The following is a 22,667-nucleotide window of genomic DNA, read 5'->3' on the forward strand; positions in this document are numbered from 1 at the left end:
AAAATATAAACAACTAATCTACTAATGAAGGGAATGAATGATTTTGACTAATATTGTCATTTGTGGAAGCTCAGGTAAAATGGGAAAGGTGATTAATAGTATCATATCAGGTAGAGAGGATTGTAAGGTTGTGGCGGGCATTGACAAGAATACAGATGGTACTGAGGATTTTCCAGTGCTTTCGACTCCTAAACAGCTCTCTTCTCTTTCTATTGAACCGGATGTGATTATTGACTTTTCTCACCCATCGGTTCTTGATGAATTACTTGATTATTGTCTTACCCACAGAGTGGGACTTGTCATTGCGACAACTGGATATAGCCAGGAAGAGGTGGATAAAATCCATAGAGCTGCAAAAGAAATCCCTCTTTTCTTCACTGCCAATATGTCCCTTGGTGTAAATTTGATCGCGGAGCTTGCCAAAAAAGCGGTTAATGTTTTAGGTGATCAGTTTGATATTGAAATCGTAGAAAAACACCATAACCAAAAAATCGATGCTCCTTCAGGCACCGCACTTATGCTTGCTGATGCGATAAACGAAGAACTAGATCATCAATATTCGTATACATACGACAGACATAGTGTCCGAGAAAAGAGAACAAAGAAAGAAATTGGTCTTCATGCCATTCGCGGGGGCACAATCGTAGGAGATCATGACATCATTTTTGCTGGTAGGGATGAAGTCATCACCCTTTCCCATCACGCTGCTTCTAAAGAAGTTTTTGCTGTTGGAGCAGTCAACGCGGCCATTTTCTTAAAAGGAAAAGAACCAGGATTATATAATATGAAAAATTTAATTTAATCTTAAAACCTATGGAGACATGGGGTTAATGCCCCTGTTTCCAGATATCAGGATGTCTTCTTGATGGCAATTTCTAGTGGAATTTGTTTAATGAATCGATAATTCTAAAAAAACGTGAGGTCCGCCCCTCCCCCCAACGTTTCTTCAAAAGATTCTTAATCTTCCTGTTTGCAACTCTATCCAAGATTTTATTAGTAAAATAAATCAAATCTTTTAGAGATTTATTGACATAATAAACAAATGTATATATTATATATATCAAGAATATTTGATGAAGGAAAAGAAGGGGAAATAATATGAAAAAGGAAATGGACTTAAACATAGATTTTCAAGATGTTTCAATGAATCGATTGTTTGAACAATATGAACAAAAGTTTAAAGCCCTCGCAGACAAAAAAAGACTACAAATTATGAATCTTCTTACGAAAAATGGGACTATGTGTGTTTGTGACTTAGCTCCCTTAGTCGATATGGCGCAATCTAAATTATCTTATCACCTGAAGATTTTATTAGACGCAAACCTTATAAAAAAGGAAACAAAGGGAACTTGGAGTTACTACGAGTTGAATCAGGATGAGTTAAATCATATACTCTCACATGAGCTTTGCTGCGTTTTCAAGTCGACTGGTTGTTAATTTTTTTTTGTTATTTAATCAATTTTTTTTGATTAATCAGGAGGTACATGAAAGTGAAGGGAACGTATGATTTGAGAGAAGGACCCTTTTTCTCTACTTTGATAAAATTAGCTTTGCCAATTATTGCAACAAATTTCATATCAACAACCTACGGGCTTGTCGATATGATCTGGGTTGGGAAATTGGGAAGCAGTTCAGTCGCGGCTATTGGGACTGCCATCTTTTTTGTGAACTTAGCAATTGCGTTGTTTACGATGGTTTCCGTTGGTACAGGTGTCAAAGTTGCACAATCAATAGGTGCTAGAAGGGAAGATCAAGCCAAGGTTTATATCCATAATGGATTATTAATGTCCTTGTTATTAGGTTTCATTTATATGTTGTTTATTCTTCTGACAAGAAATCAATTAATAGGTTTTTTTGATTTAAACAGTGTCGAAATAGAAAAAATGGCTTCCCAGTTTCTTACCTTATCGACTTATGGAACGATTTTTTCTTTTTTTAATACCTTACTCAGTACCGTTCTCACTTCAATGGGGAACAGCGGAAAACCTTTTGTCGTACAAACGATTGGGTTCCTTATAAACCTGATACTTGACCCTTTTTTCATTTTTGGATTAGGAAATTTTAATGGATTTGGCCTTTCAGGCGCAGCATTAGCCACTTTATTGGCAAATGCAGTTGTAACAAGTATGTTTTTTGGGCACATGAAAAGCCTTAGTTTGTTCTCCAAACCGTTTATGTTCAATCTAGCACAAATGAAAGAAGTTCTTCGGATGGGGATACCGATTACGGTGCAACGAGTTACCTTTACCGTAATTTCCATCATTATCGCAAAAATTATTGTCCAGTGGGGATCCAATGCTATTGCTGTCCAAAGGATTGGGATTCAGATTGAGTCGATTTCTTATATGACAATTGGTGGTCTTCAAGGGGCCATTGCAGCATTCATTGGTCAAAATTTTGGAGCAAACAAACTGGACCGAATTAAAAAGGGCTATAACAGTGCCATATTGATCACATCGATCTTTGGTGTTTTCATTTCGTTTTTATTCATTATATTTTCGCGGTCCATATTTTCTTTATTCTTGTCGGATGAATCTAGCATTGTTCTAGGCAGTGACTATATGAGAATTATTGGGTATTCCCAATTGTTTATGTGCTTGGAGCTTATGACGGTCGGTGCTTTCAACGGAATTGGTAAAACCTATATCCCCCCTATTTTCAGTATTATTTTTACAGCATTAAGAATTCCAATGGCAATTATGCTGTCGGGTCCTTTTGGACTGAATGGTGTTTGGATGTCCATTGCATTAAGCAGTGTCTTAAAAGGAATCATACTTGTTTTTTGGTTTATGCGGACACTTGGAAAAATGAATCAAACGATAACGGAATTAAGGCTACAGGATGAAATGAAAGAAGGTACATTGTAATGGGTATGTTGAATCGTGAATTATTACAACTCGTGATGGATAATCATTTATATAAAGATATTTGGCTGGGCAATTTTGGTTTGGAAAAAGAAAATAACCGAGTCGATGAGAATGGAAATCTAGCATTGACCCCTCACCCAAAGGCTTTTGGAAGTAAACTAGAAAATCCATATATTAAGACTGATTTTTCGGAAAGCCAAATCGAAATGGTTACGCCTCCATTTGAAACGATTGATGAGACGTATCATTTTTTAGAAACGCTCCATGATATTGTTTCACTTGAGTTAAATGATGAGTATTTATGGCCAAGCAGCAATCCACCAGCCTTGCCTAATGATGAAGAAATTCCAATTGCTTTGATGAATGATCCAGAAGAAGATCATTATCGGCATCAATTGGCTGAAAAATACGGTCGGAAAAGACAATTAATAAGCGGAATCCATTATAATTTTTCTTTTCATGAGGAGTTCTTAAAAAGGTTATACTATGCTTTGCATGTCAATAATAGCTTTAAAAATTTTAAAGACAGTATCTATTTGAAAGTAGCTCGTAACGTATTGAAATATCGTTGGTTGCTTATATATTTGACCGGGGCTAGTCCTGTCTTTGATAAAACCTACATCAAAAAATGTGTTAAATTGAGCGAACACTTGGATGAAGAAAGCTACTTTTTTCCGAACATGAATTCTTTGCGTAATAGTGTATGTGGCTACCGTAATGAAAAAATATACTATATTTCTTATCATTCGGTTGAAGACTATATTCGAGACTTGCAAGCGTTGGTTAATTCAAAGGAATTATTGAGTATGAGGGAGTATTATTGTTCCGTACGAATAAAACCTGAAAATGGGAAAGACCTGGTTCAAGCTTTGATGAAGGATGGAATCGCCTATTTAGAATTGCGTATGATCGATTTAAACCCCCTTTATAAAATTGGAGTTAGCAAAGAAACGTTGAAATTTGTTCATTTGTTTCTCTTATTTATGTTACTTATCGAAGATGGACCTTTCGAAGAAGAAGAACAAAAAGTAGCTGCCCTTAATCATGATAGTCTAATCATGAATGGTTTACAAGGCAGGTTATTTGGTGAAGACAGTTATGAAACTTTAGAGGAAAAAGCCTTAGATTTTTTTAAAGAAATGGAGAAAATGTTACAGGTGTTAAAGCCGAGCGACGAGACATTCATACGCATATTACATCAGGAAAAACAAAAATTAGTAAATCCAAAGCTTAGTTTTGCTGCTTTGGTTAAGTCTGAGATTCAAAAGTCCTCTTATCTTTCTTACCATATGGACAAAGCAAAGCAGTATAACAAGGAAAGTATGACAAGTGGTTACCAATTTATTGGCTACGAAGACTTGGAGCTATCCACACAACTATTGCTGAAGGCTGCGGTTAAACGAGGTATTTCGTTTGAATTTTTAGACCGTGAAGAGAATTTTATTCTGCTACAAAAAGGCAACCATAGGGAGTACGTCAAACAAGCAACGAGAACGTCCCTTGATTCATACAGTACAGTATTAATTATGGAAAATAAGGTTGTCACGAAGAAAATTCTTAAGCAACACGGTATTCGCGTGCCTGATGGAAGGGTTTATCGTGATATGGATTCTGCATTGGCCGATTATGGGACTTATCAGAATGTTCCCATCGTCATTAAGCCGAAGTCGACAAATTTTGGACTTGGCATTTCCATTTTCTCCGGGGACTTCTCCCTTGAGGATTACCAAAAGGCTTTTGAGATGGCATTTGAATATGACCAGACTGTTCTACTTGAGGAATTTATGACAGGAAAGGAATATCGTTTTTTAGTTATGGGCGATGAGGTTGTCGGGATTTTACATCGGGTACCCGCAAATGTTGTAGGGGATGGCATTCACACGATTGAACAACTCGTCCAAGAAAAAAATAAGGACCCATTACGAGGAAAAGGTTATAAAACCCCTCTTGAACGAATTCAATTGGGGGAAGTGGAAAAGATGTTTTTGAAAAATCAATCGAAGCATATCACCGATATTCCAAGTACAGGCGAAGTCGTGTATTTACGGGAAAACTCAAATATCAGTACTGGCGGAGACAGCATCGATTATACAGATGAAGTTCTGGAATGTTATAAAAAGATTGCTATTCAAGCAGCTAAAGCTGCAGGCGCTACTTTCTGTGGGGTGGATATGATGATTGATAACATTGAAGAACAAGCAACTGACTCTAATTATAGTATAATTGAAATCAATTTTAATCCCGCGATCCATATTCATTGTTATCCCTACAAAGGAAAAAACCGAAAAGCTGATGAAAAAATTCTCGATTTATTATTTGAAAAAATACAATGAGAAGGATACGGGTAAATCACCAAAAGTTTATCTAACTAAAAATGAAGCCTTTGTTGTAGATTTGATTTTTCCTTATAAAAATAAGGTAGTTAGTCCTTCACTAACTACCTTATTTATGTTTTTATTTTAGCAACAGCTGCTCTCATTTCTAAAAGAACCGACCCATTCGCCTCTTGATAGAATTTAAGAGTGAGTTTAGCAGAAAAAGATTCAATGTCTGAATCAATTACAAATAGAAACAAACGTCCCCTATTTCACATTCCTGTTTATATACAATGCATCATCCCTTCAGCCTCATCCCATTTAACCGCATATCCTTGTCCTTTTGCACAAAAGATGGAGGATGAGGTATAGTCTGGATCAGCATTCTTATCATACCCTACTCGTTCAATCACCTCTTGTTCATTATGACAGCGATCAAATCCTGCATAGCTTAAATGAATACGGCCCCTCCCGTGAGTAAAAGAAGCGAGTGTCGAAGGATAATCCATAAAGGTAGCAACCGGTGCGATTCCAGAAATCATTGCTCTTTCTCCTTCTATCTCAGGCGAATCGAATCGGCCATATAATGCTTGAACATCGGATAAAACCCTTCCCATATCGTCCATATCCACCCGAATCTTGAAATGGTAAAAAGGTTCAAGGAGAATATTCTGGGCTTTTTCTAATCCTTGTCTCAAAGCGCGATAGGTTGCCTCCCGAAAATCCCCACCAGAGGTATGCTTATCATGGGCGTTTCCAGTCAATAAAGTAATCTTTACATCGGTTAAAGGTGAACCTGTTAGAATGCCATGATGTTCCCTCTCAAAAATATGTTGTTTAATTAAATTTTGAATCCCAACCGGTAAATGATCCGTGTGGCATTGATTCTCGAAAACAATTCCACCATCTCTAATTCCCGGTTCGATTTTAAGATGGGCCTCCGCATAATGACGAAGAGGTTCAAAATGTCCATATCCAGTAACCTCTGATTCTATCGTTTCTTTATATAGAATTTCTGGCTGTCCAAAGGTCACTTTTAACTGAAATCGATCCAATAAAATTTGTTCAAGAACCTCTAATTGAATTTTCCCCATAACATGAAGATAAATTTTCTGCAAACGTTCCTCCCAGGTTACATTTAATGAAGGATCCTCTGCTTCAAGCATGCGAAAATATTTTAAGACCTCCTTTGCATTTACCTCTGATTCAAAAACAACCTTGGATTTTAGAGTTGGAATCATTTCATACACTGCATTATCCCTTAAAGTACCAACCCCATCACCAACAGATGCATTCGTAAGACCTGTGACAGCAATTAATTCCCCTGCATAAGCCTCGTTCACCTGTTGAAATTGATTTCCATTATACTTTCGAATTTGTGTGACCTTCTCCGTTTCTCCCACCCCAAAAGAGATTTCATCACGAGTACGGATCGATCCGCTCAATGCTTTGATAAAAGTTACTCTCGTACCCGTTTCATCGTGCCGAATTTTATAAATCCGGCCTGAAAAGGGCTCATGACTATCAAATTGCGTTACCGTTAATTGATCGAGCTTTTCTAAAAAGTTCTGAACTCCAACATCTTGGATGGCCGATCCACTGCAGCATGGATAAATTTGATTCGACAAAAACATGTTCTGCATTTTTTCAAGCCATAGATTGGGTTCATACCCCTTTTCCATATAGTGATCTAGTAATTCCTCATCCCGTTCAGCGACAAACTCAATTAGCTCATTTTCCATGATTCCATCATGAAATGAAGCAGAAATATCACAAATATTCTCCGTTAATTCATTTCGAAGTTCATTTAATACTTGATTGACATCGGCTCCTGTCCGATCGATTTTATTAATGAAGAAAAAAGTAGGAACTTGATGTTTTTTCAATAGATTCCATACCGTTTCCGTATGCCCCTCTATCCCTTCCACTGCACTTACAATAATTATTGCAAAATCCATCACTTGGATAGCTCTCTCCATTTCAGGAGAAAAATCAACATGTCCAGGTGTATCAATCATATAATAAGTGGAGTTTCCATATTCAAAAATACCTTGATCAGCAAAAACAGTAATCCCCCGCTGTTTTTCAATCTCATGACTATCCAAAAAGGCATTTTGATGATCCACTCTCCCACGTTTCCGAATACTTTTTGTATGATAAAGCAGCTGTTCCGATAAAGTCGTCTTCCCCGCATCAACATGAGCTAATATTCCAATTGTCTTATTCATACTTTTAGTGGTACTCCTATCCATATAACTGTTTTAACAAATTCATTATAACAAACCAGGAGCGCCGAAGCATGGGGACGGTTCTTCTGCTTCCTTGGGAGTGGAAGCGTGGGGAAGCGTGGGGACGGTTCTTCTGCTTCCTTGAAAAAAGCATGGGAAGGCTATTTTAAATCAACCAACACCTTCAATCCAAGTTATTAGCTAACCACAAGTTCAATCAACTATTTTTTTATATGATTGGAAAAACAGTATGTATCAACTGGGGCAATCCGCTACCTCAAAGGAAAATGTGTAACAGTAACAATCCAAAAAAGGTGAATGCTGTCAGGTAATGAAATTTTCTTCTTCTTCCTGTTGCCTTCCTTCTTCGGAGAAATCCGCTGAATAAAACAATTGAAAGAAGGAAAATTGTGAATATCCCACTAATAGGTTTTGCCTGCTTGAGATGAAACCAATTTACATCAACCATGATGACCCCATGAAAAATGCTGAACAAAGTGGCAGTGAACGCAATTGGAATATGGAATTTCATCAATCTCTTTGCTATTTTTGCAAGCTTGATCTTCACCTCTCGCTGTTTGCTTTTTCTAATGAACGTGAAAACGAAATACATATTCAAGTTGGTTAGAAATAAAATAAAAGCACCCTGAGCAGCGATTTTCGCAACCAAAATCGTACTTGATTCATTTTTCTGGAGCATACTCCAAAGCACGATAAGGAATACAACAGTAACATTTATCGTAAGCCATCTAGCAATCATGATGATACACCTCAGTTCATCCTATGCTTTGGCAGTATTCCCTTTTAAGGGAGGAATAATAATCTTCAAGGGGGGAAATTTACTTTAAAGAAACGTAGGGACATTGATTAAGTTTCTATAAGTATTTTAATATTCTCATAAAATAGTGAAAACGAGTGAAACAGAAGAAACGTCCCCTCGTTCCACTAGCGCACCCGATCGTTGAAGAATTAGAAACAACTATTTAAGTAATCTTTGAACTATTATTGTTTTCCAAATACCAAAACCAATCAACGCACCTAACAGATTAAGTATAAAATCATCTATATCAAAACTTCCTCTTCTTGTACCTAATTGTGTTACTTCAATAACTAATAACAATATAATCATCGAGAAAGTAAATCCACCAACCTTGTTTATCTTTTTTATATAATAAGGTAGATAAATTCCCATTGGTGAAAACAGAATTAAGTTACCAAGGAGGTTTTTTATAGGTATAGCTATATTTAAACTTCCGTCAAACATTGCCGTTATGTATGTACTAATAGTTTTAAATGGAACGAAATTTGAAGAACTACTTATATATTCTATTAATGATAAGTCTGTCCATATATGACCTCTAACTCCCACAAACATAACACCTACAAACAATAGCATTACCAGTGCTAATAAATAAAATATGAAACTAATACCAAAAATCATCTTTATTATTTTTTTCATTTACAACTAAACCTGTCTTTCTCCGTATTTCTAATGTTAGATCTTAAACAATCCTGTAAGTTACCTTGATCTCTCGTTTCTATCCTAACATATTATTATTGTATTTTTGAAAAGAAAAAGACGATCATTTTCAGACCGTCTTTTTGCATTGTCGCCCTCGTTACTTTATTTTTACAAAATAAAAACCTGTCCCATTTTCTTGTGGAACAATTCCTGATAAAGCCGATGAATTTTCCACCATATTTTGTTCTTCTACTGTTATAACGGTTTTAACATTTTTACCTTCAATAGTCTTTTTTTCACGCATATTTTGTTCCTCTACTGTAACAACTTTATATTTATCCCCATCACTAACGTCCGTTTGTCCTTTTGCTAATACGTTTGTAAATCCCATTGAAAGTGAAAGAATTCCTGCAACACTAAAAGTAATAACGATTGATTTTCGTTTCATAAAAATAAAAACCTCCATTGTTTTATTATCATATTTATATTCTATGTTACTATGAATAAATTACATAACCTTCTTCAATATACCTGCTCCGTTAGCTTAATAACTTCAACAAAAAAAGGTGGTTAATCCTCTTGGACCAACGCACCCGTTAAAAAAAATTACATTTTCACCATACAAATTTTGATCATATGACCATTAACTTTAGTTGTTCCTATAAAGACTATCAAAGGTATACGGCCTTACTCCCCCACCATACCGTCATGATCATTATCGCGCATATAGGGATATAACCAATGATCACTCGTTATTGGCATACTAAAACCTGCATCTTTTGCTTCTTGAATTGTCACCTGTCCATTGCCGTTTGTATCAACACTAGAAATATCACCGGTTGTATTTGGTTTAGTTGGTTTTGTGTTTGAACTAGTTGAATTGGAATGCTTACTGCCTGTTAAACCGAGTGATGCGTTCACTTCATCAGGGTTCACATTATCAAACTTATCAACAATCACGTTTCCCATTAAAGTATAGGTGTACTGATAGCTTGAAGGAATCTGCGTTTTCGTATTCGGATATGTGATAATGGCTTCAAAATTAGTGGCTCCACCTGCCCTACGAATCGCGTCCTCCATATAAGCTTGATCACCATGTCGGTTGAGCGTGCTATCTTGAGGGGTAATATTATAAGCATTCGAGACCCCTCCGAGTGAATCAGCAATGATATGTCCTTCATCTAAAGAAACACTTTCGACACCAGGAACCTTTGCCTCATCAGAGTAGTATCTGCCAGACGATAATACCGGTTCGTTCCTGTCATCTTGGAGAATGAGTTCGTCAGCAATGACACGTACTAGTTGCCCGTATTCATTCGTAAATGCCCAATATTCACGATCCCCATAACCAATGTCAACGACGACGTTAGATTCACGATATCCAGACAAATCACCACCATCAACTTCAATAAGTTTGTATCCTGAAAACTGTTCATTTTTAGATTGGGATGGTGTTTCCTCTCCTACTGGTTCATCAGCTGTAGTGGCAGTTTCTTCTTTTTCATTATCTTTATTTGTTTCAACTGTGGCTACTTCTTGTTTAACTGTTTCAACATCTGTATTGGATGCATCTTCTACGTTGGTGCAACCAACCATAAAGATGAAGGTTAGAAGTAAGATTAAATAGTTTATTTTCTTTTTCATTTTATGACTCCTAAAAGTATTTTTTTGCTGATTATTCTAGAGATCTTTGAATAAAACAAAAATTAACATTGTTAACCTATTAATAATAGTATATTACAATATTAATTTTATTAGAGTAGATATTTAGTACTAAATATGTAGTATTATATTCCAATAAAAATTAATAGAGTCCATTGAAATGAAAAAAAACACAATTCCAATTTCTAAAATTGCTCCCCTATCTTGAATAAGTGGAACCATCAGGAAAGTGCGTATTTACAACGATTAGGAAGTTTAGAAGATAAAAAAAGACGATTCCCCTTTTCTCAGAATCGCCTTAATATTTATTTTAGTTTCACTAAAGGGTGCAATTATTTAAGTGAAGCATAGGGACGGTTCTTGTGCTTCCTGATATATTTTCCACAAATTATCCTCCCTCCTCCCAGGTGTAACAATATTACGTTTATTTAAGTTATTTATATATTGCAAAACAAACTCCGATTGGTTTCATTGCATATCTACTACCTTTTTTTGTATCCCATCCAATTAATACAATTTCATTTACTCTAAAGTACTCTTGTAATAGCTCCATGTTATTTAGGAAGATTAAGCTGCCACGAAACGCCAAAACGATCATTTACCCAACCGAACTTCTTGCTAAAACCATAATCCCCCAGTGGCATTAGCGCTTGTCCACCCTCGTTCAAGACCTGATATAGAAGGTCAAGTTCTTCCTCTGTCTCACATGTTACAAATATTGAAAAAGAAGGTGTGAATGTAAACTGATGTTTGACATTACTATCAATGCACATAAATTCCTGACCCTTTAAGGTGAAAGTTGCTTGCATGACAGTCCCTTCATCCCCACTTTCATTCACACCATATCGAACAATACTAGTAATGGATGAATCCTCAATCAAAGACGTATAAAAATTCATTGCTTCTTCTGCTTTGCCATCTTGAAACATTAAAAACGGTGTAACCTTTTCCATCAGCTAACAACTCCTTTTAGAATTCATTTTCTAAAAATGGCACTCAACATTCTTTATCATTTCTGGGTCAAATGATAGCATAACTGAACCACACCAGAGGAAAACCTCTTTGTTCCAACAAGCTTTAAATTCACCCTTTTCAATATATCCATAAACAGAGGTTTTCCCTCGCCCAAAATAACAGGATGAATCGATAACCGAAATTCATCGACAAGCCCCAAGTTAACAAAGGTCGTAATGAGACTCGCCCCACCATAAAGCCAAATATCTTTCCCAGGCTTATTCTTTAATTTGGTTATTTCCTCTTCCAAATTTTCATTGATAAAAGTAACATTATTTTCTGATCCTTTCAGTGTTTTGGAAAATACATATTTCTTTTTGCTATGAACCAATTCCCAAATTTCTTTCTCCCCCTCAGAATCCTCTATACCTGGTTTAAATTGCCCCCATAAATCATAGCTTTTTCTTCCATATAAAATAGTATCAATTTTATCTAAAAATCTCTTGAAATCCATATCCGAATCCATTATACACCAGTCAATTTCCCCATTCGGCCCCTCAATCAATCCATCTAATGAAACTGCTAAATCTAAAACAATCTTTCGCGGTTTTTCGCCCTTAACCATCCTTCATCCTCCTTTAAACCAAATCCCATCGAAAATGCACGAGCATCCTTTCCTTCCTTGTTAACGATATTAACATCGTTTCAGATATTTTTCGATAAAGGGATTTTCCATATAATATGATGTATCTTTTAATCATTAGTAACACATGATAAATCACTTCAATCTCCAAAATAAAACTTCAAATCTCTACAAAAAGATTCATGTAAACGAAAAGAGGCTTTACTTCTTAATCGAAGTAAAGCCCCTTTACTAATAAAAATTTAACTCTAATAAATTTTGCCCAGTTAAAATATTCGAACCTACTATGCCTTCACAGGGCCACCAGACGCTGCTTTTCGCTTATCCATTTGCTTGCGGATAAAAGGCATTACATAATAGTCAAGACCGAATCTGCCTGCGTTAGCACCTGCTACTAGAACGAATACTGTTAATAATACCATTTGTGCGTTCGTGCTTACTGTCCCAGAAAATAAGAAGGAAAAGTTCATTAAGGCTGCAAAGAAAGCAGCAGCTGTTGTTAAGCAACCTAAGATTAATCCAAGACCGACTAACGTTTCCCCTAAAGGAATTAGTGTATTAAAAAGATCTGCATTTGGAATAGCAAAGTGTTCTAGAAATGCTGCCCACCAGCCTTGGACATTTGGATGATCTCCAGAGGCCCCTGCCAATGCTCCTTTTAAAAACCCGGATGCGTCAAACCCCCCAGTTAATTTATGAATACCTGCGTTCATCCATTCGTANCCCCTGCCAATGCTCCTTTAAAAAACCCGGATGCGTCAACCCCCCCAGTTAATTTATAAATACCTGCGTTCATCCATTCGTACCCAAAATACAAACGAGCCACTAATAGCAACGCAGAAGCAATTACGTTTTCTCTAAAAAATTTAACAAACATTGTTTTTCATCCTTTCACGGTGATTAAGTTGTTAATGATTACACTGTAAGAATAGCAGAATCTATTTTAAAAATCCTTAGTTTGTGATTTTATTCACAAAGTTGTAAAAAGTTATTGGAAAATCTGTGAAAACAGAGGGTAAACAGAGGGACGGTTCTCTGCTTCCATAAATTTCTTAGGAAGCAAAGAACCGTCCCCGTGCTTCTTCACTCATGATAAAATAATACAAATAATACTATCAAACTTCATAGGTAAAAAAGAGGAGCGATTGGAATGGAAGACATAAAAGGTTGGAAGAACGGAGCACATGGCCATAAATTTATCGCTTCGTTTAGTGGTGGAAAAGATAGCATTCTTGCACTATACAAAGCATCTAAGGTAGGAGAACCAATTGGATTAATTGTCATGATGGAGGAAGAAGGAAAACGTTCCAGATCCCATGGGATGCCACCAGAAATCATCAAGGCACAGGCGAAAGCAATTGGATTACCAGTCTATTCAGCCAATACGAGTTGGGCCGATTATGAAAAAGAATTTATCCAACGGTTACAAACAGCAAAAACTCAAGGTGCAGAAGTGTTAGTAACGGGTGACTTGGATATGCCTGCTCATGGATGCTGGCATGAAAAGGTAACAAATCAAGTTGGATTAAAGCTTGGAATGCCATTATGGGAATTGAATCATAGAGAAACAGTGGAAGAGTTTATCAAGCTTGGATTTAAAACAATTGTAGTAACTATCAATTTATTACTAGGCATGCGTGAAGAAGATTTAGGTAGAACACTAACCCACGAATACATAAAAGAACTCGAATCCCGAGGAATTGACCCTTGCGGAGAAGGTGGCGAGTTCCACACCACCGTCTTAGATGGACCCATATTTAAACATCCTATCCCCGTTCGAAAATGTGAAATTGTAAGAGATGGAGAGTATGCGTTTTTGCCTTTGGAGTTAGAATAATGGGCAAATAGATTATCAAGCTAAGAAAAGTCCACGTAAATGTTGATGTATCAACATTTGCGTGGACTTTCTTATGGTTATGATATTCAATAATGGAGCCATTTATTAAAATACTATGGAGTTTTCTAATTTTTTTCTCTATTAAACCTCATTGCTAAATTAATTCAAACTTTCGATTTCAACATTTTCTGGCAGCTTGAATGGATTTTCTTTATTTATTCTGTCAAAGAACATGATTCCGTTTAAATGATCTATTTCATGTTGAATAACAATGGAGCCATATCCTTTGAATTTGAAAATAACTTCTTTCCCCGTTATATCAAATGCTTTTACCTTAACTCTCTCATATCTCGGAACGAATCCATCTACTTCCCTATCCACAGAAAGGCACCCTTCTCCTTGAGGTAAATAAATCATATTAAGAGAATGGCTTATGATTTTTGGATTCATTAACATATATTCGTTAACTTTTTGTCCATCCTCAAAATATGCTGCAAACATCCGTTTATCTAAACCAATTTGATTTGCTGATAACCCTGAACCGGGACGGAGTTTATATTTTTTTGATAAACTTGGGTCCTGACTGTTTTTCAAAAATTGAAGCATACATTGCAATGCATCTTTATCTTCAATAGAAATAGGTACATTTACCTCCTCTGTCTTCTTTCGAAGTATGTCAGAACCTTCCTTTACAATATCTTTCATTGTAATTATGTATTCTGGGGTAAACTTATTCAAAAATAAACACCTCATCTACTTTCCTGTTTAATACTGTTGCAATCTTAAAAGCTAATTCAAGAGTAGGATCATACTTATCATTTTCTATACTATTAATTGTTTGCCTAACCACCCCGCATTCTTTCGCAAGAGCTTCCTGCGTAATCCCCAAATTTTTTCGTAGCACCTTAATCATATTTTGCAAATCTATCACCTAATTTGTCCAATACTTTAGACACACATTTTAATATATAAATATAATAATGTCTAATATTTTGGACATTGGTATAGACATTTTTCTTTAAAAGTGTGCATCTTCATAATCTTGCTGAATAAAAAAAAGCGCCTTCCTATTATGGAATAGCTCGCTTATCTGGAATAAATAAGATATCGTTTCTGCTTTATAATCTACTAAAGACCTCGTTTTGTTTAAATGGAATGTATCATATATTGATTTTAGAAGGATTATGCTCTTTTCCAGCGTTTAAGAGTGGGTAATAAAGTTGTCAGTTCTTTTCTTGCTTCTTTTTCACCCATTGCTTCTCCCAATACAGGTACAAGCATCTCTATCATTTCCTCCATAGTTAGATTAAGGTGAATGAACTTCCCCTCTTTATAGCAATTTGTACAGTAAATGCTTTTACTTCCATCTGGCTCTGTTGCTATAAAATGTGAGTGTTCCTCGTTAAAGGGCAATCCACAGCTTTGACACATTGTTACTTTTGTCATTTTTATCATCCCTTTCGATAGTAATAAACCCATTATACATAAATTCCTTGAAAAGCATGGGGAAAAGCATGGGGACGGTTCTTTTGCTTCCTAAACAAATTAGCGGGCCAGTCCCCCGCTACACTAAAGCTTGAAAGATGTGGGGATCAAGCCCTGCCATTCCGTGAAATAACGGATATTATTTAACTAACCTGTATCCCCTCAACATCACATCTCAACTTGAAAAAGTATCTAACTTTCTCATGTTCAGTTTCAATAGATTTGCTAATTTTTTGTAAAGTTCTTTTTCCAACTCGTCTATCTATTAAGGAAAGAATTTTAATAATAATGTTGTCAGATTTTATAGATGTTTCTATTGGTGAAAGAAGGTATTCCTCTACGGCATCAAAAAAGTCATACTGTGCTAGAATTCCCTCAGCCTTAATCAATTCATGGGCATCTATTCCAATTTCTAAGTTTACCCGCTCATTATAGATATCGTATACAATATTATTCTCTTCTCTAATTTTCCATTCTTTTCTATACATTTCTCTTTCAGCTGTAATGGTACACATACTTAATATTTCTTTTTTGTCGACTGTAATTACTGCCCTACCTAATTGATCATGGGCTTTACGGTAATTTATAATTTGAAAATCAATACGATCTTTTAATGAATCACACGTAAAACCTTTTAATTGTTTCTTTACCTTGCTCCATTTTGGACTATACATTATTCTACCTCATTATCTCTTACATCCTAAAGGAAGCGTGGGGACGGTTCTCTGCTTCCTTCAAAGCTGCGTTGGCTATTTTAATGCGTGTAAAAAAACAACTTCCACTACTTAACAGTAGCGAGAGTAACTTTTTTAAATTGAACATTAAATTTGTACTATGTTTGTTGCCACACCTTTACTCTGCATACTCTTTCATTTCTCTATTGCCTTGATGATTATTTTTCATAGCTGTGTTATTTATTCAATGCTAACAAGCCGTATCTTCACCGGCGCGCCACATATCAACGCTTTTATGAATAAATTGTTCCAATCCTGTATCTTCTATCTTTTTCGATTTATTGATACGAATGCAGCCTTTTCCATTATTATATCCTGCTAATAGGACTTCTGCATTTTCTATCTTATTTATTGTACCCACATAGAGGCTGACATAATGTTTTTGAGCGTTTAACGCAAAGACATAGTTATCATCTTTTCCATAATTCAACATCTTATAGCGAATCACCTCTTCCAATTCGGGTGCATACGCGCAAAAATCATTTGTCTAACCGCAAAGAAGCGTGGGGACGGTTCTTTGCTTCCAAAAAACAACGGATTCACATGCGATTGGAGAAGCATAGGGACGGTTCTCTGCTTCCTACCACGCCGAATCCACATGTGATTGCCTCCTTAATAATCATGTAATAAAAAATTGAAAAACCTGGGGACTATCCCCGCATTGCATTCAATATATTAATAGTCCCTGACCAATTTAATCAAATTACTTTTATATTAGAAAATCGGCTAATAATTCTGTTTTATTCATTGAATTCCAGAACTAAACTTATTTTTTATACCTTCTGAATAAAGAGACAAAGTGGTTGTGCTAATTCATTGGATGGTTTATCCTTTTGAAGTTAATCTTTGCGTGGCAAACCCTTCATAAATAGGTTCATATTTATAATGCAGGGCCGCTTCAATAAGTTCCAATGTGAATATTCCCAAGTCCGAATCTAGTAAAATATCCACCCTACGACAATTATTTCTTATCCAATCCCCAACATTATTTTCATTAATACCTTTTTCTTGAATACCCCTATCTAATAAAATCGATGCTGCTAGTGTGCTTCGGGCTGATCTAGGATTATAATGCTGACTGGAAAATCTAGCCTTACTACTTGGCCCTGCTTTCCCTATTTTCAAAAAGTCACCTTCAAACCAAAAGGTATAAACACCCATCTTCCCTGCTGGCAAATTTCCTGGTTGATGTGGAAGTCCTCGATCAATTATTTCAAATCTTTCTTTGTCAATAGGTTTCCCTAGTACCTTGGATACTTCAAGGATAATTTTTTCAAATTCATTTTCTAAATCCATTCTTACCCTCCTCACAATGCACAATTCTTGATTGAGTCTTCAACTCTACCCTTCTTCCAAATTACAATGACTCCTTCAAATGTTGAATAGAAGATATTACTTCAAGATGTTGTCTACGTTTCTTTGATATTTCTCCATAATCCCCATATATCAAATCTTCATAATCAAAACTTTGGTTGTTATACATTGAATCATAGTATTTTTTGCATATAACTTCCATTACCACATCACTCTTTTGTAGTTTTTCTGACACAAGGATTTTTTGGTCATTATCCCCTGGATACACATAGATTTCAGAGCTTAGTTCATCCCAAATAATATATCTTGAATTTTGATATTCAAATAAAAAGTAACTTTCATCCTCCAAATAAACAATCATACAGTTTCTAATAGCTTTGGATAAAAGATTAAAATTTCGATCATAGTCAAAATTTGCCTCAGTATTTCCTGATTTTCCTGATTTACTACACTCTTTACACATATGTACATGGTGACCTCTACCGCTGAATTTTTCATTTGGCAGAAATTCACCACATCCTCTACAGTAATGGCCATGTTTCTTCCTTCTCACTAATACAACTCCTCATTTTCTTATATTAAGCTTTCTAAATAAATATCTTATCATCTTCAGTGGCCCAATACACAATAAGACATTTATTAATTCGCATGGATAAAAAATGTATAAACCCATTTCAAATCCTACCCCTTTCATCCNTCGCATGGATAAAAAATGTATAAACCCATTTCAAATCCTACCCCATTCATCCCATCCTTTGCCTAACAAAACAAAAACACTCACAAACATTGATTTATCAATATTTGTGAGTGTTCTATCGTTTCCTTATTTAACTCGTTTTTACCTAAAGATACCGGTGGTCGGGGTCGAAATAGGCCTTTAAGTATTGATTTTACAATGTTTTGTAATTGCTATGTGTAAAATTTGTATAATATAATTTTGATGTGAACCAAGATGGATGTTTCAACTTCTTATTTCTCCATTATCAACTTGTAAAAGAGCTATCTGTAAAAAATCAATAGCAAGCGCAGTGGAATTTACCGTTTACTTAATTATGTCCGGTTAGTTCAGTGCGTGTTGTTTAGATATTAATAACATATATAGAGCTACGTATCCGGAAAGACTATATTTACATTAATTATCCAATATTCAAATATTGAATTGCAACCGAAATTAATGATAGGCATCTATTATAAAAATAATCATAGTGTCTATTATCCTCAATATCTGTTTTTGTAGTTTCATGATGACGAATTCTAAAGTTATTACCAATAGCCGTAAGTTCATGAAATTCCTTTTCAAACATCATTTTATACGGTTCTTTGTTGTTACTCATATCGCAAATAATTCTATTTATCGATTTCTTCTTATCTAATGTGGGAGAGTGATATGTTTTCAGTCTTTCAAAAGCGTCCCAGAGTTTTTCAACGGCAATTTTCAAATTTCCTTCATCGTAATACTGAATGGCTTCCTGAAGCAACTCATTGAGTCCCGCCTCTTCAATTAAAACTAATGTTCTTTTTTTTATATGATTGTCGAACGTGCATACAATTTTTCCGTTATCTAATTTCAAATCAAGATCATTCAGCTTCAATATTGCATTAAGTTGCGCTTCGAATTCGTTGGAACAGCTATGCTTCACAAAAAGTTCTATCGTATCCATTACACAGAAAGGCGAACTGTGGTATACAAAATCTTGTAGGCTACTGGTTTCCACATATTGCTTTTGATCATTATAGCATTTAGGAGTGTAAAACTGATGTAAATCATTGAAAACTTCTTCGCTTATTGAAACATTATACGAAAATCCTGTTTCATCCGTTTTCTGATAGATGTCATTATACTTTTCTAGAAGTTGGTAAATCTGATTTCTTGCATTACGTTTAATAGATAATGATATTCTTTTCTCTTTTATCGCTTTTAAATTTCTTTGAGAGTAAGGAATAAATATACTATTTTCTTCTGGTTGAAATATTCTCCACCCATAGACATCCCGGCTAGATATTTTTGCTGCGGGATAAAGTTCGTATCCATCGTTTTGCAATAATATGTTTACCTCAGCAAGAAACTCCTTCCAATATCCTTTTTCAAACCTAACTGCTGGATGAAAAATCTCACAAATAAATTTCAAGTATTTTTCATCGCTACCGTTCTTCAATTGGAATCGTTCATCCTCAAATACCCAACAGGATGGATAATCATCGTTGTTTACCGTATGTTGCCAAATGTCACTTTCAGCATCCTGAAACCTTGAATCCAAACTCCGCATACTTTTCAAATCATATAATCTTTTGAGAAAATCAAGCTCATTCATCCGACCAAAATAAGGATAGGTAACTTTTTTTGTTTCAAACCATTCATCTATTTCAATGCCATTTTGGAACAAATCGAGGATATCACGTTTTGTTATCTCACTAATTCGTTTCACGGTTTAAAATACCTCGACTTTCATAAGTGTCCCAAAGAAAACTAACAAGCGTTATGCTACTGCCAACTGCAAGTTTTGCATGTCGCTCTTCAAGTCCTTTATATGTAGCACTTTTCCCATGTCCACTACCATAAGGGTTGCGCAACGCTGCCAAATTTGTAGCTATCGCGCGCAAATTGCCCAAAATAGATTTCATCTCACCAGATGCCGGGGCTGTATCGGGTATATCTTTAGGCATAAGCTTGAGAAGTTTAACAGCTGCACCAGTCAACTGACCGACATCCCAGTTTTTTTCCCACACTACTTCATTTTCATCAAGAATAGTTTTACAACAGCTTTCAACCAATTCCTTAGCTTTCCCAATTGCTTCAGTTGGATTTTCAGACTGCATTTTTAACATTAAATCAATCTGTGCAGAAAGATATGCACTTGAAAATTTCTCCTTCAGTTCTACAACAACAGAAGCAAGGGGGGTTTTGTTGTATAAGATTCGAGCCATTATATCTTTGCAGCGGTAATACGTTTTTGAATACTCACCGTCGTTTTCAATTTCGCATTCAAAATAGACTTCATAATAATCTAATAAATCTTTTAACAACTTTACTGTGTTGTAGTCTGAAGCCTCGTTAATATAAGCCATTAGAGATTTACCCTTAGATAGTTTATACGTCTCACATAATGGAACCCCAACACTTTCCATTGTAAACACGTCAAAGTCGTTTGTAGAGAAATTCAGGACATAACCGCTTCTATTAAACAACTTCATAAAAATTCCTTTTTCAATTTGGGATAGATTAGGCATATTTCGTCCCCTTTAATTTTTCATTTAAAAACATTATACGGTTTCTGTAAGATTTTTTGTTACTACATTTGCTTCAACTAATAGATCATATAACGAAGAAATTATAGATTTCGACTGATATGTTGTTTGCAATTTCCTATATTTCATAATTTCCCGAATTTCACTAAACGTAAAATATACTTCACTTTTTGCTCTAGATAATGCAACAAAAAAAGCTCTCATATCAGATTCAGACTGGCTCCTAAAGCTCCAAAAGGCATCATCTTCTAAACCAATAAAGAAAACACATTCATACTCTAACCCTTTACTTTTATGAATGGTCATAATCGGTATACTATAAACCCCTAAAAAATCTTCAATTGCTTTATCCCATTGTCTATGATCTACATAAGAATCTATTATTTTTTGATGAAATTTTTCCCTAGTATTTTTTAATAAGTTGCCAACCAAATACTTTGGATAGTAATTTTTAAGTTTAATTAAACTAAAGTATTCTATTATGTCATCAAGTATTTGAGGTATTTCATTGTGTATGTTACTTATACTATTTATTTTACCTTTTAATAGAGAAATAAATTTTTGAAAGTCTTCTTCAATTTCCCACATTGCTTTCAAGTCCTCATTATAATCAATTCCATCCAGCTCAGATTTTAGTTTAATAACTTCTTGCCATCTTGCTGGAGAATTTTTAAAAACCGTAAGATAAAGGGTATTTACTATCAACTGAACATATTCTTCTGACAATATATCCTGATAATCTTTTTCAATCCTTGAATTAATTCCCACATTTTGTAATTCTTCAATAATTTGCTTTGCATAAACACTCTCTTGTTGCTTAACAATTATACAAATATCTCGTGGATTAATTGATTGAAGTTTAAGACTTAAAAATTTCGCAATATGCTTTGCTTCTTGGATATAATCATTAAAAGTCCACACTTCACAAACTCCATCATCTTTTTCCCATTTATCTGTACACTTTACAGGGGTAGTATTATGACTAATTGCTTGAGATAATACATTTTGTACTTCTATCAATCTCGGAGCAGAACGATGGTTAAAAATTAATTGAAAACTTTTTGCGTTAAAATCAGAAGAATATGCCTTAAATGAATCAGCCATTGCCCCTGCCCAACCCATAATTCTTTGTTTGTCATCACCAACTGCGGATAGAACAGATCTCGATCTCAAGAACGCTGATTTTAGTAAATCATATTGAACATAAGTTGTATCCTGAAATTCATCTAAAAAGATATGGCTATATGTCAATCTTAGTGCAGTGTTTATAAATGAATTAAGGTTTAATATATATTCTGCTAATCTAGATATCATAGGAAATGTTAATGAACTTTGAAGAGATGAAGTTCCTTTTATCATTATTTTCCATAGTTCTTTTGTTACCCAACCATATAAATCATCTTCTCTTTCGCCAAGTAAATGCAATGGATCTTTAGTAAAACTTCTCACCAGCCGATCCGTTTTTATTTCATATTGCCAATTTGGAAAGTTAGGATGTTCCTTTTTAATATAACCAGTGGCAATATCCATTACTTCTCGATCATTAAAAACAAGGTTATACTCTGCATCCGGACGCCATCCGCTTGGTAACGTTAGTCTAAATCTATCTAGAATGGATTTAGCAAAAGAATCAAATGTTCTGGACTCAAACCTCTTCGCTAAATCGCCCCCCACTCTCTTTTCTACTCTCTTTTTTAAATTATCAGCTGCATCAACCTTAAAACTGATTGCAAGTATCTTTTGAGGATCTTTACATATATTTGTCTCCAATAAATAAGAAGCACGTTGGGCTAGCAATTCTGACTTTCCTGCCCCCGGTCCAGCAATTACCAAAGTACTTTCTTGACTCCTTACGACTTGATTAGCAGCTTCCTCTAGAACTATCCCATCTGTGGGTTTCCATAATTCCTCTTTTATCAT

23 protein-coding genes and 1 pseudogene are annotated in these 22,667 nt (G+C 35.2%); 5 read left to right on the forward strand and 19 right to left on the reverse strand.

Annotated elements, in window-relative coordinates:
- Positions 1-37 precede the first annotated feature (37 nt).
- From dapB to gshAB, 4 genes are all read left to right on the forward strand, one after another.
- Positions 38-802, forward strand: a complete 765-nt coding sequence (dapB, locus tag BQ6100_RS05675; protein WP_235816492.1) for a 4-hydroxy-tetrahydrodipicolinate reductase — start codon at positions 38-40, stop codon at positions 800-802.
- A gap of 341 nt (positions 803-1,143) precedes the next feature.
- The gene (locus BQ6100_RS05680; RefSeq protein WP_075983455.1) at positions 1,144-1,437 is read left to right on the forward strand and encodes an ArsR/SmtB family transcription factor; all 294 of its coding nucleotides are present in this window, start codon (positions 1,144-1,146) and stop codon (positions 1,435-1,437) included.
- A 53-nt stretch (positions 1,438-1,490) separates the two neighbouring features.
- Positions 1,491-2,867, forward strand: coding sequence for an MATE family efflux transporter (locus tag BQ6100_RS05685; RefSeq protein WP_075980744.1), 1,377 nt, complete (start codon positions 1,491-1,493; stop codon positions 2,865-2,867).
- Complete coding sequence (gene gshAB, locus BQ6100_RS05690) at positions 2,867-5,200, forward strand: bifunctional glutamate--cysteine ligase GshA/glutathione synthetase GshB (RefSeq protein ID WP_075980745.1); 2,334 nt, start codon at positions 2,867-2,869, stop codon at positions 5,198-5,200. Before BQ6100_RS05685 ends, gshAB begins: the two co-directional genes overlap by 1 nt.
- A gap of 266 nt (positions 5,201-5,466) precedes the next feature.
- On the opposite strand, the gene BQ6100_RS05695 is transcribed toward gshAB, so the two are convergent.
- The 8 genes and pseudogenes from BQ6100_RS05695 to BQ6100_RS05730 form a co-directional block, all read right to left on the reverse strand.
- Positions 5,467-7,410 (reverse strand): GTP-binding protein, encoded by a 1,944-nt coding sequence (locus tag BQ6100_RS05695; protein WP_075980746.1) that lies wholly within the window; start codon positions 7,408-7,410, stop codon positions 5,467-5,469.
- 277 nt (positions 7,411-7,687) lie between these two features.
- On the reverse strand, positions 7,688-8,170 hold the full coding sequence (locus BQ6100_RS05700) for a hypothetical protein (RefSeq protein WP_084780251.1): 483 nt from the start codon (positions 8,168-8,170) through the stop codon (positions 7,688-7,690).
- Between the two features lie 219 nt (positions 8,171-8,389).
- Positions 8,390-8,869: a VanZ family protein gene (locus tag BQ6100_RS05705; RefSeq protein WP_075980747.1), complete on the reverse strand. Its 480-nt coding sequence runs from the start codon at positions 8,867-8,869 to the stop codon at positions 8,390-8,392.
- Between the two features lie 160 nt (positions 8,870-9,029).
- Positions 9,030-9,320 (reverse strand): hypothetical protein, encoded by a 291-nt coding sequence (locus tag BQ6100_RS05710; protein WP_075980748.1) that lies wholly within the window; start codon positions 9,318-9,320, stop codon positions 9,030-9,032.
- A gap of 239 nt (positions 9,321-9,559) precedes the next feature.
- Positions 9,560-10,516 (reverse strand): DNA/RNA non-specific endonuclease, encoded by a 957-nt coding sequence (locus BQ6100_RS05715; protein ID WP_075980749.1) that lies wholly within the window; start codon positions 10,514-10,516, stop codon positions 9,560-9,562.
- A 572-nt stretch (positions 10,517-11,088) separates the two neighbouring features.
- Entirely contained in the window at positions 11,089-11,487 is a 399-nt protein-coding gene (locus BQ6100_RS05720; protein WP_075980750.1) for a VOC family protein, read from the reverse strand.
- A 56-nt stretch (positions 11,488-11,543) separates the two neighbouring features.
- Positions 11,544-12,113: a dihydrofolate reductase family protein gene (locus tag BQ6100_RS05725; RefSeq protein ID WP_075980751.1), complete on the reverse strand. Its 570-nt coding sequence runs from the start codon at positions 12,111-12,113 to the stop codon at positions 11,544-11,546.
- Between the two features lie 302 nt (positions 12,114-12,415).
- A pseudogene (locus tag BQ6100_RS05730) lies at positions 12,416-13,008 on the reverse strand (DoxX family membrane protein).
- A gap of 273 nt (positions 13,009-13,281) precedes the next feature.
- Here BQ6100_RS05730 and BQ6100_RS05735 point away from each other — a divergent pair.
- On the forward strand, positions 13,282-13,968 hold the full coding sequence (locus BQ6100_RS05735; RefSeq protein WP_075980752.1) for a Dph6-related ATP pyrophosphatase: 687 nt from the start codon (positions 13,282-13,284) through the stop codon (positions 13,966-13,968).
- 159 nt (positions 13,969-14,127) lie between these two features.
- Here the strand turns inward: BQ6100_RS05735 and def are convergent, their stop codons facing one another.
- The 11 genes from def to BQ6100_RS05785 form a co-directional block, all read right to left on the reverse strand.
- Complete coding sequence (def, locus tag BQ6100_RS05740; RefSeq protein ID WP_075980753.1) at positions 14,128-14,706, reverse strand: peptide deformylase; 579 nt, start codon at positions 14,704-14,706, stop codon at positions 14,128-14,130.
- Positions 14,699-14,881: a helix-turn-helix transcriptional regulator gene (locus BQ6100_RS05745; RefSeq protein ID WP_390622400.1), complete on the reverse strand. Its 183-nt coding sequence runs from the start codon at positions 14,879-14,881 to the stop codon at positions 14,699-14,701. Before BQ6100_RS05745 ends, def begins: the two co-directional genes overlap by 8 nt.
- A 269-nt stretch (positions 14,882-15,150) precedes the next feature.
- The gene (locus BQ6100_RS05750) at positions 15,151-15,414 is read right to left on the reverse strand and encodes a zinc ribbon domain-containing protein (protein ID WP_075983457.1); all 264 of its coding nucleotides are present in this window, start codon (positions 15,412-15,414) and stop codon (positions 15,151-15,153) included.
- 182 nt (positions 15,415-15,596) lie between these two features.
- On the reverse strand, positions 15,597-16,130 hold the full coding sequence (locus BQ6100_RS05755) for an SF0329 family protein (protein WP_075980755.1): 534 nt from the start codon (positions 16,128-16,130) through the stop codon (positions 15,597-15,599).
- A 247-nt stretch (positions 16,131-16,377) separates the two neighbouring features.
- A complete protein-coding gene (locus tag BQ6100_RS05760) occupies positions 16,378-16,635 on the reverse strand; it encodes a DUF1801 domain-containing protein (RefSeq protein WP_235816571.1) in 258 nt (85 codons plus the stop codon).
- Positions 16,632-16,787, reverse strand: a complete 156-nt coding sequence (locus BQ6100_RS21205) for a hypothetical protein (protein ID WP_159433135.1) — start codon at positions 16,785-16,787, stop codon at positions 16,632-16,634. Before BQ6100_RS21205 ends, BQ6100_RS05760 begins: the two co-directional genes overlap by 4 nt.
- Before the next feature lie 225 nt (positions 16,788-17,012).
- The gene (locus BQ6100_RS05765) at positions 17,013-17,483 is read right to left on the reverse strand and encodes a hypothetical protein (RefSeq protein ID WP_218921355.1); all 471 of its coding nucleotides are present in this window, start codon (positions 17,481-17,483) and stop codon (positions 17,013-17,015) included.
- Positions 17,484-17,544: 61 nt separating this feature from the next.
- Positions 17,545-18,054, reverse strand: coding sequence for a hypothetical protein (locus tag BQ6100_RS05770; protein ID WP_075980758.1), 510 nt, complete (start codon positions 18,052-18,054; stop codon positions 17,545-17,547).
- A 583-nt stretch (positions 18,055-18,637) separates the two neighbouring features.
- The gene (locus tag BQ6100_RS05775) at positions 18,638-19,927 is read right to left on the reverse strand and encodes an AbiJ-related protein (RefSeq protein ID WP_075980759.1); all 1,290 of its coding nucleotides are present in this window, start codon (positions 19,925-19,927) and stop codon (positions 18,638-18,640) included.
- Positions 19,914-20,729, reverse strand: coding sequence for an abortive infection family protein (locus BQ6100_RS05780; RefSeq protein ID WP_075980760.1), 816 nt, complete (start codon positions 20,727-20,729; stop codon positions 19,914-19,916). The genes BQ6100_RS05775 and BQ6100_RS05780 overlap by 14 nt, the downstream gene beginning before the upstream one ends.
- 33 nt (positions 20,730-20,762) lie before the next feature.
- Entirely contained in the window at positions 20,763-22,667 is a 1,905-nt protein-coding gene (locus tag BQ6100_RS05785; RefSeq protein WP_075980761.1) for a UvrD-helicase domain-containing protein, read from the reverse strand.

Origin of the sequence: Bacillus massilinigeriensis (assembly GCF_900117315.1) — a bacterium.
Lineage (GTDB): Bacteria > Bacillota > Bacilli > Bacillales > Cytobacillaceae > Bacillus_BE > Bacillus_BE massilionigeriensis.